This is a genomic window from Vallitalea okinawensis (genome assembly GCF_002964605.1).
GTDB classification, from domain to species: Bacteria; Bacillota; Clostridia; order Lachnospirales; family PQDH01; genus Vallitalea_A; species Vallitalea_A okinawensis.
Window position 1 is genome coordinate 119095 of sequence record NZ_PQDH01000005.1, and the last position, 12054, is coordinate 131148.

Annotated in this window: 19 protein-coding genes; 2 read left to right on the plus strand and 17 right to left on the minus strand. The window is 36.3% G+C overall.

The features are described 5' to 3' along the window. Positions 1-14: 14 nt before the first annotated feature. The 17 genes from rplF to rpsJ all read right to left on the minus strand — a co-directional run bounded on the left by rplF (position 15) and on the right by rpsJ (position 7778). Entirely contained in the window at positions 15-554 is a 540-nt protein-coding gene (gene rplF / locus C1Y58_RS14980) for a 50S ribosomal protein L6 (RefSeq protein WP_105616891.1), read from the minus strand. Between the two features lie 40 nt (positions 555-594). Next, a complete protein-coding gene (gene rpsH, locus C1Y58_RS14985) occupies positions 595-996 on the minus strand; it encodes a 30S ribosomal protein S8 (RefSeq protein WP_105616892.1) in 402 nt (133 codons plus the stop codon). Between the two features lie 24 nt (positions 997-1020). Further along, positions 1021-1206 (minus strand): type Z 30S ribosomal protein S14, encoded by a 186-nt coding sequence (locus C1Y58_RS14990; RefSeq protein WP_105616893.1) that lies wholly within the window; start codon positions 1204-1206, stop codon positions 1021-1023. A 15-nt stretch (positions 1207-1221) separates the two neighbouring features. Beyond that, positions 1222-1761, minus strand: coding sequence for a 50S ribosomal protein L5 (rplE, locus tag C1Y58_RS14995; protein ID WP_105616894.1), 540 nt, complete (start codon positions 1759-1761; stop codon positions 1222-1224). 23 nt (positions 1762-1784) lie between these two features. Then, positions 1785-2108, minus strand: a complete 324-nt coding sequence (gene rplX / locus C1Y58_RS15000; RefSeq protein WP_105616895.1) for a 50S ribosomal protein L24 — start codon at positions 2106-2108, stop codon at positions 1785-1787. Positions 2109-2122: 14 nt separating this feature from the next. After that, positions 2123-2491, minus strand: coding sequence for a 50S ribosomal protein L14 (gene rplN / locus C1Y58_RS15005; protein ID WP_105616896.1), 369 nt, complete (start codon positions 2489-2491; stop codon positions 2123-2125). Between the two features lie 24 nt (positions 2492-2515). Further along, positions 2516-2773 (minus strand): 30S ribosomal protein S17, encoded by a 258-nt coding sequence (gene rpsQ, locus C1Y58_RS15010; RefSeq protein ID WP_170311605.1) that lies wholly within the window; start codon positions 2771-2773, stop codon positions 2516-2518. Positions 2774-2796: 23 nt separating this feature from the next. Beyond that, entirely contained in the window at positions 2797-3006 is a 210-nt protein-coding gene (gene rpmC, locus C1Y58_RS15015; protein ID WP_105616898.1) for a 50S ribosomal protein L29, read from the minus strand. Then, positions 3003-3437: a 50S ribosomal protein L16 gene (gene rplP / locus C1Y58_RS15020; RefSeq protein WP_105616899.1), complete on the minus strand. Its 435-nt coding sequence runs from the start codon at positions 3435-3437 to the stop codon at positions 3003-3005. The genes rpmC and rplP overlap by 4 nt, the downstream gene beginning before the upstream one ends. Then, positions 3437-4084 (minus strand): 30S ribosomal protein S3, encoded by a 648-nt coding sequence (gene rpsC / locus C1Y58_RS15025; RefSeq protein ID WP_105616900.1) that lies wholly within the window; start codon positions 4082-4084, stop codon positions 3437-3439. The genes rplP and rpsC overlap by 1 nt, the downstream gene beginning before the upstream one ends. 11 nt (positions 4085-4095) lie before the next feature. Further along, complete coding sequence (gene rplV, locus C1Y58_RS15030) at positions 4096-4482, minus strand: 50S ribosomal protein L22 (protein WP_105616901.1); 387 nt, start codon at positions 4480-4482, stop codon at positions 4096-4098. 22 nt (positions 4483-4504) lie between these two features. Continuing rightward, complete coding sequence (rpsS, locus tag C1Y58_RS15035; protein WP_105616902.1) at positions 4505-4789, minus strand: 30S ribosomal protein S19; 285 nt, start codon at positions 4787-4789, stop codon at positions 4505-4507. A 41-nt stretch (positions 4790-4830) separates the two neighbouring features. Continuing rightward, on the minus strand, positions 4831-5664 hold the full coding sequence (rplB, locus tag C1Y58_RS15040) for a 50S ribosomal protein L2 (RefSeq protein ID WP_105616903.1): 834 nt from the start codon (positions 5662-5664) through the stop codon (positions 4831-4833). A gap of 114 nt (positions 5665-5778) precedes the next feature. Then, positions 5779-6078 (minus strand): 50S ribosomal protein L23, encoded by a 300-nt coding sequence (gene rplW, locus C1Y58_RS15045; RefSeq protein WP_105616904.1) that lies wholly within the window; start codon positions 6076-6078, stop codon positions 5779-5781. After that, the gene (rplD, locus tag C1Y58_RS15050) at positions 6078-6692 is read right to left on the minus strand and encodes a 50S ribosomal protein L4 (protein ID WP_105616905.1); all 615 of its coding nucleotides are present in this window, start codon (positions 6690-6692) and stop codon (positions 6078-6080) included. Before rplD ends, rplW begins: the two co-directional genes overlap by 1 nt. 21 nt (positions 6693-6713) lie before the next feature. Then, positions 6714-7337 (minus strand): 50S ribosomal protein L3, encoded by a 624-nt coding sequence (rplC, locus tag C1Y58_RS15055; RefSeq protein WP_105616906.1) that lies wholly within the window; start codon positions 7335-7337, stop codon positions 6714-6716. A 123-nt stretch (positions 7338-7460) separates the two neighbouring features. Continuing rightward, on the minus strand, positions 7461-7778 hold the full coding sequence (gene rpsJ / locus C1Y58_RS15060; RefSeq protein ID WP_105616907.1) for a 30S ribosomal protein S10: 318 nt from the start codon (positions 7776-7778) through the stop codon (positions 7461-7463). A 976-nt stretch (positions 7779-8754) separates the two neighbouring features. Here rpsJ and C1Y58_RS15065 point away from each other — a divergent pair. Together C1Y58_RS15065 and C1Y58_RS15070 are read left to right on the plus strand one after the other, a co-directional pair. Further along, the gene (locus tag C1Y58_RS15065; RefSeq protein WP_105616908.1) at positions 8755-9579 is read left to right on the plus strand and encodes a ZIP family metal transporter; all 825 of its coding nucleotides are present in this window, start codon (positions 8755-8757) and stop codon (positions 9577-9579) included. 358 nt (positions 9580-9937) lie between these two features. After that, the gene (locus C1Y58_RS15070; RefSeq protein ID WP_170311606.1) at positions 9938-12016 is read left to right on the plus strand and encodes a neutral/alkaline ceramidase; all 2079 of its coding nucleotides are present in this window, start codon (positions 9938-9940) and stop codon (positions 12014-12016) included. Positions 12017-12054 lie beyond the last annotated feature (38 nt).

Below are 12054 nucleotides of genomic sequence, written 5' to 3' on the forward strand. Positions count from 1 at the left end.
TTTCACCCCTTTACTTACTTAGCAGTTTTTCCTTCTTTACGACGAATAACTTCATCAGCGTACTTAATACCTTTGCCTTTATATGGCTCTGGTGGTCTCTTGAAACGAATCTCAGCTGCATATTGACCAACTTTTTCTTTATCAATACCTTTAATAATGATAACGTTAGTACCTTCAACAACTGACTCTAATCCTGCTGGATCTTCCATTTCAACTGGGTGAGAATAACCTAATGTAAGGTTTAATTTTTTTCCTTGCTTTGCTGCTCTATAACCAACACCATTGATTTCTAACTTTTTCTCGAAGCCCTTAGTTACTCCTTCAACCATATTAGCGATTAAAGTTCTTGTAAGACCATGTAAAGATCTCATTTTCTTTAAATCGTTAGGACGAGTAACTACAACTTGATTGTCTTCTACAGTGATGTTCATTTCTTCTGGTAATCGTTTTTCTAAAGTTCCTTTAGAACCTTTAACTGTAACATGATTGCCTTCAGCTAATTTAACTTCAACCCCTGCTGGGATTTCGATAGGCATTTTACCGATACGAGACATTAGTTGCACCTCCCTATTGCTATTTCAATCTCGGGCGTTATTACCAAATAAATGCTAATACTTCGCCACCTACGTTTTGTTTTCTAGCATCTTTATCTGTTAAGATACCTTTGTTTGTAGAAATAAGAGCTGTTCCTAAACCACCTAATACTTTTGGTAATTCTTCTTTACCTGCGTATACACGTAAACCTGGTTTAGAAATTCTTTTGATACCTGTAATAACTTTTTCATTTTTATCTCTACCATATTTCAATTCGATGCGAATTGTTTTAATATGTCCGTCTTCGATTAATTCAAAGCCTTTAACGTATCCTTCTTTAACTAAAATATCAGCGATAGCAACTTTGATTTTTGATGCAGGTACATCTACTTTATCATGCTTTGCTGTATTACCGTTACGAATTCTTGTAAGCATATCTGCAATTGGATCGCTCATTGTCATAATGTACTACCTCCTTCCGTGTGTTTACCAACTTGCTTTTTTAACGCCTGGTATTTGACCTTTATAAGCTAATTCGCGGAAGCAAATTCTGCATATACCATATTTTCTTAAATATCCATGTGGACGACCACATATACGACAACGGTTATAAGCTCTTGTAGAGAACTTAGGTTCGCGCTGTTGTTTGATTTTCATCGATTTTTTAGCCACTCTAGTTACCTCCTTTTACTTGCTGAAAGGCATTCCCATTAATTTTAATAGTTCACGAGCTTCTTCGTCTGAGTTAGCTGTAGTAACAAAAATAATGTCCATACCTCTAACTTTATCAATTTTATCATATTCGATTTCTGGGAAGATAATCTGTTCTTTAATACCTAAAGCGTAGTTTCCTCTTCCATCAAAAGCATTAGGATTTACACCTCTAAAGTCACGTACACGAGGTAATGCTAAATTGATAAGACGATCAGCAAAGTTATACATGTTTTCACCACGTAACGTTACTTTACAACCGATTGGCATACCTTCTCTAAGTTTGAAGTTCGCCACAGATTTCTTTGCCTTTGTGATGATAGGTTTTTGACCTGCAATAGTAGTCATATCTTTTACAGCAGCTTCTAATACTTTGGAATTATCTTTAGCTTCGCCAACGCCCATGTTGATAACGATTTTTTCAACCTTAGGAACTTCCATTACATTTTTGTAATTGAATTTTTTCATCATAGCGTCAACAACTTCATTTTTATACAACTCTTTATATCTACTCAATGCCTGCGACCTCCTCTCTCGTACTAGTCAATGATCTCTCCAGTAGACTTTGCTACTCTATAACGTACAGCTTTTTGACGGCCGTTTCTTTCTTCCATTTTAACCTCAACACCTAAACGTGTTGTTTCACCTTTGTGTACGTACATTACGTTAGAAGCGCTTACTGCAGCCTCTTGATGTATCATACCACCTTGGTTAACTGCGCTTGGCTTAACATGCTTAGTAATCATGTTAACACCTTCAACGATTACTCTATTAGTTTTTCTGTCTACTGATAAGACTTTACCTTCTTTACCTTTATCAGTACCAGCAATAACTCTTACTAAATCACCTTTTTTTAGTCTCATGTCCTAACACCTCCTTACAGAACTTCTGGTGCTAATGATAAAATTTTCATGTATTTATGCTCTCTTAACTCTCTAGCTACAGGTCCGAAAATACGAGTACCTTTTGGAGTTTTATCATCTTTGATTACAACAGCCGCGTTTTGATCAAATTTGATATAAGAACCATCTTTACGTCTTACACCTTTTTTAGTTCTAACAACTACCGCTCTTACAACTTCACCTTTTTTTACAACGCCACCTGGTGTTGCATCTTTAACAGAAGCCACGATTACATCACCAACGTGAGCGTATCTTCTACCTGAACCGCCTAAAACACGGATACATAACAATTCTTTAGCACCTGTATTATCCGCTACTTTTAATCTACTTTCTTGTTGGACCATTGTATGACCTCCTTCCTGGATTCATTACTTAGCTCTTTCGATAACTTCAACAAGTCTCCATCTTTTGTCTTTTGACAACGGTCTTGTTTCCATAACTTTTACTTTATCACCGATATGGCAAGTGTTCTCTTCATCATGAGCTTTTAATTTATACGTTCTTTTCATTACTTTTCCGTACAATGGGTGTTTTACATTGTTAACAACAGATACTACGATTGTTTTATCCATTTTATCACTAGTAACTACACCAACTCTTGTTTTTCTTAAATTTCTATCTGCCACAGATACTACCTCCTTCCGGATTCTTACTTAGCAGCTTGTGCTTTTTGAGTTAAAATTGTTTGAATTCTGGCAATACTTCTTCTTACTTCTTTAATTCTATAAGTGTTATCTAATTGGTTAGTAGCGTTTTGGAATCTTAAGTTGAATAACTCCTTTTTAGCGCTTACTAACTCTACTTGAAGTTCTTCAGTTGTTTTATTTCTTAATTCATCTACGAATTTAGTAGTTTTCATTCGCTATCACCACCCATTTCCAGTTCTTCGCGAGAAGCTATTTTGCACTTAATAGGTAGTTTGTGTACTGCTAGTCTTAAAGCTTCTCTAGCTATTTCCTCGTCTACGCCACCTAATTCAAACATAACGCGACCTGGTTTAACAACAGCTACCCAATACTCAGGTGATCCTTTACCTTTACCCATACGTGTTTCAGCAGGCTTTGCTGTAACAGGCTTATCAGGGAAGATTTTGATCCATACCTGACCACCACGTTTTGTGTAACGAGTCATGGCGATACGAGCAGCTTCTATTTGATTTGATGTGATCCAGCCTGGTTCTTGAGCTACGATACCAAAATCACCATAGTTGACTTTGTTACCTCTTGTAGCTTTACCTTTCATACGACCACGGAATTGTTTACGACGTTTTACTCTTTTAGGCATTAACATTAGCGATCTCTCCCTTCCTTAACTGGAAGAACTTCTCCATGATAAATCCATACTTTAACACCGATTTTACCATAAGTTGTATCCGCTTCTGCGAATCCATAATCGATATCAGCACGTAAAGTTTGTAAAGGAATATTACCTTCTGTATAGAATTCAGTACGAGCCATCTCTGCTCCACCTAGACGACCAGATACAGAAACTTTAATACCTTTAGCGCCAGCTTTAAATGCTCTACCCATTGATTGCTTCATCGCTCTACGGAAAGCAACACGGTTTTCTAATTGTAAAGCTACGTTCTCAGATACTAATTGGGCATCCTTCTCAGGTCTTTTAACCTCAACAATGTTGATGATTAATCTTTTATCTGTAAGCTTAGTTAACTCTCTCTTAAGTTGTTCAATACTTGAACCACCTTTACCAATAACAATACCTGGCTTAGCAGTATGGATATTGATTTTTAATCTTTCAGCAGCTCTTTCGATTTCAATCTTTGAAATACCAGCTGAGTATAATCTATTTTTAATATAGGTTCTTAATTCATGATCTTCTACTAAATAATCAGCAAATTTTTTCTCTGCGTACCATTTTGAGTCCCAGTCTTTAATAACACCGACTCTAAGACCATGAGGATTAACTTTTTGTCCCATGCTTAACCTCCTTATCTCTCATTAAGTATAATCGTAATGTGGCTTGTTTTCTTCTCAATACGATAAGCTCTACCTTGCGCTCTTGGACGAATTCTTTTCATCGTAGGTCCTTGATTTGCAAAAGCTTCTTCAATGTAAAGAGTGCTTGGATCCATTTCTAAGTTATTCTCAGCATTAGCGATCGCTGATTTTAAAACTTTCTCAATGACTCTAGCAGCATTTCTTGGTGTATATCTTAAGATAGCTTCCGCTTCTCTAACATTTTTACCCTTTACAGTGTCTAGTACAATTTTCGCTTTAGTAGCTGAAACTTTAGCATATGACACTTTGGCATTAGGTCTAGTATCTTTGTTTGCATTACGTTCTCTTTTGATCTGACTTCTATGTCCTTTAGCCATCTTACAGACCTCCTTTCAAATACTAGCGAACTCTAGATTTTTTCTCTGCATCTTTACCGTGACCACGGTAAGTTCTTGTCATAACAAATTCACCTAATTTATGACCAACCATATCTTCTGAAACGAATACAGGTACATGTTTTCTACCATCGTGAACAGCGATTGTGTGTCCAACCATTTGAGGGAAGATAGTAGAACGACGTGACCAAGTTTTGAGTACAGATTTCTCTCCATTTGCATTCATTGCATCAATTTTCTTAAGCAAATGCGCGTCAGCAAATGGTCCTTTTTTTAAAGATCTACCCATCCTTTAGACCTCCTTTTTTTTTAATCATTATTTAGATTTTATTACTTCTTTTTACGACTACGAACAATGTATTTATTAGAATGTTTATTTTTCTTTCTTGTCTTTAAGCCGAGTGCAGGTTTACCCCATGGAGTCATTGGACTTGGACGACCGATAGGAGCTCTACCTTCACCACCACCGTGAGGGTGATCACAAGGGTTCATTACAGAACCTCTAACTGTTGGGCGAATACCCATATGACGCTTACGTCCTGCTTTACCAATTGTTACTAATTCATGATCAGTATTACCTACTTGACCGATTGTCGCACGACAGCCTATTGGAACCAAACGCATTTCGCCTGATGGTAAACGAAGAGTCGCATGTTTACCTTCTTTAGCCATTAATTGCGCTACGTTACCAGCTGCACGTACTAATTGTCCACCTTTACCAGGTTTCATTTCGATATTGTGGATTTGTGTACCTACTGGGATATCTTTGAGTGCTAATGCATTACCCACTCTAATCTCAGCTTCTGGTCCGTTCATGATTTTGTGACCTACTTTTAAACCAACAGGTGCTAAGATGTATTTCTTCTCACCATCAGCATAGCATACTAATGCAATGTTAGCTGATCTGTTTGGATCGTATTCGATAGCCACAACTTTTGCTGGAATACCATCTTTGTTTCTTTTGAAATCTATGATTCTGTATTTCTTCTTAGCGCCACCGCCGCGATGTCTTACAGTTATTTTACCTTGGTTATTACGACCAGAATGTTTATCTAAGCTAACAACTAATGACTTCTCTGGTTTTTTCTTAGTTACTTCATCAAATGCTGACACTGTCATATGTCTTCTTGATGGTGTATATGGTCTATAACTTTTAATCGCCATGCGTGTTCACTCCTTTCATTCTTTAGAACCTACCACGCTACCAAGCGTTTCATGGTTAAAAAAACAGTTAAATTATATATCTTCTATTCCATCAACAAATATTATATATTTGTTTTATAACCCTTCAAAGAAATCGATATCTTTGCTATCTTCAGTAAGCTTAACAATAGCTTTCTTTGTTTTGGCTGTTTTACCGGAAGTCATTCCTCTACGCTTGTTTTTACCTTGTTTGTTCATTGTGTTAACGCGAGTAACTTTAACACCATCAAACATTTTTTCAACAGCTTCTCTGATTTGAACTTTAGTCGCTTCAGGATGAACAAGGAAAGTGTATTTCTTCTCTGCCATATCGTTCATTGATCTCTCAGTGATAACAGGTTTTAAGATAATATCATAATAGTTTAAAGCTGCCATTATGCATACACCTCCTCAATTTTAGCAATGTCTGCTTTGCTTACTACAAAGGCATCATATTTTAAGATGTCATATACATTTAAACGATCTGCTTTAGTTGTTTCAACACCAGGGATGTTTCTAGCTGATAATACAACATTTTGCTCACCAGTTACAACTAATGCTTTCTTTATATTTAAAGCATCTAATGCAGTTTTAAATGTTTTTGTTTTAACTTCACCCATTGTTAAATCATCAACAACGATTATTTTTTGATCAGCAACTTTAGATGTTAAAGCAGATTTTAATGCCAATCTTCTTTCTTTCTTGTTTAACTTTTGAGAATAATCTCTTGGTTTTGGAGCGAATGCTACACCACCGCCAGTCCAGTGAGGAGCACGAATTGTACCTTGTCTAGCTCTACCTGTTCCTTTTTGACGCCATGGTTTAGCTCCACCGCCTCTTACTTCTGAACGAGTTTTAGCGCTTTGTGTTCCTTGTCTTTTATTAGCAAGGTGACCAACAACAGCTCGATGCATAACGTGTGTATTCACTTCAATACCAAATACTGCATCATTAAGTTCGATTTCGCCTACTTGCTTACCGTTCATATCAAAAACCGTTACTTTTGCCATCTTTTCTGCCTCCTTCCGTTATTAGTTTCCTTTAACAGCGCTTCTAATTTCAACAACTGCTTTTTTAGGTCCTGGAATTGAACCTTTAACTAATAATAAGTTTTTCTCTGGCATTACTTTTACAACTTCTAAATTTTGAACTGTCACAATTTCAGCACCCATATGTCCAGCTAGTTTTTTACCTTTGAAAACTCTACCTGGGAATGATGCGTTACCCATAGAACCAGCAGATCTATGATATTTAGAACCATGTGCCTTAGGTCCTATACTAAAACCATGTCTTTTGATTGCACCTTGAAAACCTTTACCTTTTGAAGTACCTCTTACGTCAATTTTATCGCCTTCAGCAAATACATCAGCTTTTAATTCTTGACCTACTTCAAATTCACCTTCAAGTTTGAATTCTTTAAGATGTCTCTTGAATTCAACGCCTGCTTTGTTGAAGTGACCTTGCATTGGTTTGTTAGTGTGTTTATCTTTCGCATCAACGAAACCAATTTGAACTGCAGTATAACCATCATTTTCTTCAGTTTTTACTTGTGTTACTTTACAAGGACCTGCTTCTAATACAGTTACTGGTACTAATACTCCATCTTCATTGAAGATCTGAGTCATACCAACTTTCTTAGCTAATAATGCTTTCATCTTCGCACCTCCTAATAATCTACAGCGGATTACCTTTTTAGTGGCAATCATTCTAGGTTATTAGAGTTGACTTTTTACAATTTAAAATTGCTTTATCTATCAACAATAATAATAACCTTCTAATTAATTATTTTTTACATCAACTTTAATGTCAACGCCTGCAGGTAAATCTAAACGCATTAAAGCGTCAACAGTTTTGTTTGATGGCATTAAGATATCAATTAATCTCTTATGCGTTCTTTGTTCGAATTGTTCTCTTGAGTCTTTGTACTTATGTACAGCTCTCAAAATAGTAACAATCTCTTTTTTTGTTGGTAATGGGATAGGCCCACTAACTTTAGCACCAGTCTTCTTTGCTGTTTCAATAATCTTTGTTGAAGATTGATCGATTAATTGATGATCATAAGCTTTTAATGTAATTCTGATCTTTTGATTTGCCATAAAAAAAGTCGCCTCCTTTTCGTACTTGAATTTAGCACGACAAGTGGTGACTGTACACTCATCCGTGTGTGTCGCATTTGTTACACACACTTAACACCCATTGGATGTAAAACGATATTGGTACAGTGACTTGTCGTCAGTTTCTCGAACTTGACATTCGCTCCATGGAAATTTACCCGCCGAAACGGCAACCTCCCACTTCATCACTATCAATGTCACACAACGTTACATATTATACTACAAAGAAAGACCAATTTCAAGTCTTTTTTATAATATTTTTTTCAACTATTTATATTGAGCTTAACATTTAGCATGATTAATAATTAAGTTCAATATGTATACCTTGAATTATAAATTGAATCCCACTAAATAATTACTGGCTTTATAGTAATTAATTAATTCAATTAGTATTTTCTATATTCTTTTACTTCTTGCTAAATATGAAGATTTTAATCAACATTACCTATTTTACTTGAGTTATAGGTACATTTCAATACCTATTTTCTGGTAATTATATCATAAAAAAAATACTCTCTTCCTATTATAATGTAATTTAAAACAACAACTTTATCTTACCTTCCCTAACTCATTAAATCATGGACAATTCTCTTTTAATATTGATCTTCTTTTAATATTAAGGGATTACAGTATCTATCGTCTTGATACATTCTAGAAACTATTATTAATTAAGCAGCTACAATCCATAGTATCTACGAATTAAAATATTGTATACTTAACAATTTGCTCTTGATATAAAAGTCATATTACTATATAATTAATAATAGTTATTAGTTAATAATAAATACTTGTACATAATGCTTTTTTACCAAGTATTAAAGATAGCTTAATATAGAATAACGATTAGAATGAAAAATGATTTCTATAATTAATGGCTATCCTATGAACAAGTACTAAGTAACACTTGAAAAATTATTACTTGGATAGACTATTATATAAACAATTGGGAGGGATAATTATGTTTTCTGAGTTTTTTAGTTGGTTTTCAATACAGAACCCTATATTACAAGCTGTACTAGCAACACTTTTTACTTGGTTTTTAACTGCTTTAGGTGCAGGTTTAGTGTTCTTCTTTAAAAAGATTAATCGAAATGTCTTAAATTTAATGTTAGGTTTTGCTGCTGGTGTCATGATTGCAGCAAGCTTCTGGTCTTTATTAGCGCCTGCTATTGATATGGCCGAAGCTGCTGGAAAGTCAGCATGGATTCCTGCCGCTGTTGGTTTCCTACTTGGAGGAGCTGTATTATATCTTATTGATAAAACTCTTCCTCATCTTCATCTTGGTTATCCAGAAGAAGAAAAAGAAGGTGTGGAAACAAGTTGGCATCGAAGTGTCCTATTGGTTCTTGCTATAACACTACACAACATTCCAGAAGGTTTAGCTGTAGGGGTTGCCTTTGGTGCATTGGCAGCGGGTATTCCTTCTGCTTCATTAGCAGGTGCTGTCGCTTTAGCCATCGGTATCGGTATTCAAAACTTCCCAGAAGGTGCGGCTGTTTCTGTTCCTTTAAGACGTGAAGGTATGAGTCGTACCAAAAGTTTCCTTTATGGGCAAGCATCTGGTATGGTTGAACCTATTGCTGGATTAATTGGTGCCGTAGCTGTTATCTCTATGCAAGCTCTTTTACCTTATGCGTTAGCTTTTGCAGCTGGTGCTATGATTTACGTAGTGGTTGAGGAACTTATTCCTGAAGCACAACTTGATAGAAAGACTGATGTAGCAACGATTGGGGTAATGTTAGGGTTTACTGTGATGATGATTTTGGATGTATCCCTAGGGTAGTGCGAAGGACAAGACATGTATTCTTCGAACCAGTAACACGTCCTGTGTTAAATGGTTCGCGTGATACGTCCATGTATCACTTGACATACATACCTTGTCCTTCTTAGAGGTAAATAAGTGTAGAGCGTCTGTTAAGTCATTTACTAGAGTGGTCTATTAGTACCAAGTGAGCTCGATACTACCTTCAGCCTGCGTTATAAGTTACGTATGCGGATACTGATTGCGTCTATAGTGAGCATATTAGATCGTTAAAATTTCATTGGTTGGTTCTATGTGAATAATCTCTTTCATATGAATTAGTGTAGGGTTGTACTAGTTTTATGCCTTATAACGATTTGATATGGAGGAGGTTTTTTATATGAAAAAAGTTATTTCTCTACTTTGCATGCTCTTATTACTCGTTACACTATTGCCCTCACTTGCGTTTGCTGAATCATCAGACATGGAATACCTTGTTGGTGCCGGTATCCACGATATTACTGGTCCATCTGCAGAAATTGTTATGATGGGTTATGCGGATTCCAATCAATCTAATAGAGGTATTCATTTACGTCAAAGAGCCCGTTCTTTCGTCGTAGTTGATCAAAATACGGATGAACGTATTGTCTATGTAAGTACAGACTTAGGTATGGCTTTTCAATCTGTAAAAGATGGTGTAGTCAATAAATTATCGGATAACGGGTACGGACATCTGTATAGGGATCAGAACATTATGATTAACGCTACCCATACCCATAGCGGTCCTGGTGGATACTCACATTATGGTTTGTACAACGTCTCCACTTTCGGTTTTATTGAAGAAAATTATGATTGCATTGTTAATGGTATTTATGAATCCATTGTCAAAGCTCATAATAACTTAGAACCTGGGTACATCGAGTTCAATATGGGTCAATGTTTGGATACCAACATTAATCGTTCCCCTGAAGCCTATGAGATGAATCCAGAAGAAGAAAAAGCTCTTTATGAGTATAATGTTGATAAAAACATGTATGTATTGAATTTTAAAAATGCTGATGATGATTTGCTAGGCATTCTAAACTGGTTTGGTGTACATCCAACTTCAATGGGTGTTGATAATCTGTTAATTTCTAGTGATAATAAAGGGACTGCTTCTTATCTCTATGAAAAAGAAATGGGCACAGATTATTTGTCTAGTAAGACATTTGTAGCTGCCTTTGCTCAGAGTAATTGTGGTGATTCTTCTCCAAATATATTTGGAGGACCAACGGGTTATGGGGATGATGATTTCGAGAGTACCTACGAAGCTGGTCGCATTCAATACGAAAAAGCCAAAGAACTTTCAGATACTGCAACCAAGCGCTTAACTGGTCCCATTGCTTTTCGTCATCAATATGTCGACTTTTCTAACCTGACCATTGCGCCTGAATATGCTGATGGTGAAGAACGCTATACCTATCCTGGTTGTATGGGATACTCTTTTGCTAGAGGCGCAGAAGATAACCCAACAGATTTACCTGGTTTTTATGAAGGCATGACACAACCTGAATATGGATTGGACAGTGCAGATAATTATATTGATAACGTTCAAGGACTTCTCAATCTAGCACCCAAATTTAATCAAATTAATGGTGCTAGATATCCTGAACTCTGGGAACTTCATTACCCAAAACCTATTCTTTTTGCAACTTGTAAGGCTGAACCAGACCCTTGGACACCTCAGATTATTCCAGTACAACTATTCACAATCGGGGATTTTGCAATTCTTGGCGTGCCAGCTGAAGTTACGACTATGTCTGGTCGTCGATTGAAAAATGCCGTTGAAGAAGCTTTCCTAGAATTAACAGGTGATTATTATACTGCTGTTGTTTCAGGGCATTCCAATTCTTATACCAGCTACCTCACCACCCCTGAAGAATATGATGCTCAGCATTATGAAGGTGCATCAACTCAATTTGGTAAGTGGACTCTATCAGGCTATCTTCAGCAATTTTATCAATTAGCTACATCTATTGTTGAAGGCAGTACTGTACCCTCAGGACCGCATCCACCGGATTTAAGTGATGAACAAGTTACTTTTGAAACAGGTGTACTTTATGATGGCTTACCAATTGCCAGGGACTTTGGAGATTTGAAGACGGATGTGGAAACTAGCTATCACAAAGGTGATACGGTGACTGCCAGTTTCTGGTCTGGTCATCCTAGAAATGATTTAAGAACTGGCAACAGTTTCTTAGAAGTGCAGTATAAAGATGGGGATAAATGGATAACTATTGCATATGATTGGGACTGGGATACAAAATATCACTGGAAAAGGCGTTCCGTCATAGCCGGTACATCAGAATCCATTATAGAATGGACTATTCCTGATGATGCTCTCTTAGGTACCTATCGTGTTAAGCACAACGGTGCTTATAAGAGTATTACAGGTATCTATCAGTATGAAGGTTATTCTAGTGAGTTTATAGTGGAGTAAAAGTAACACATAATGCACCATTAGGGCTTTCTACCTAA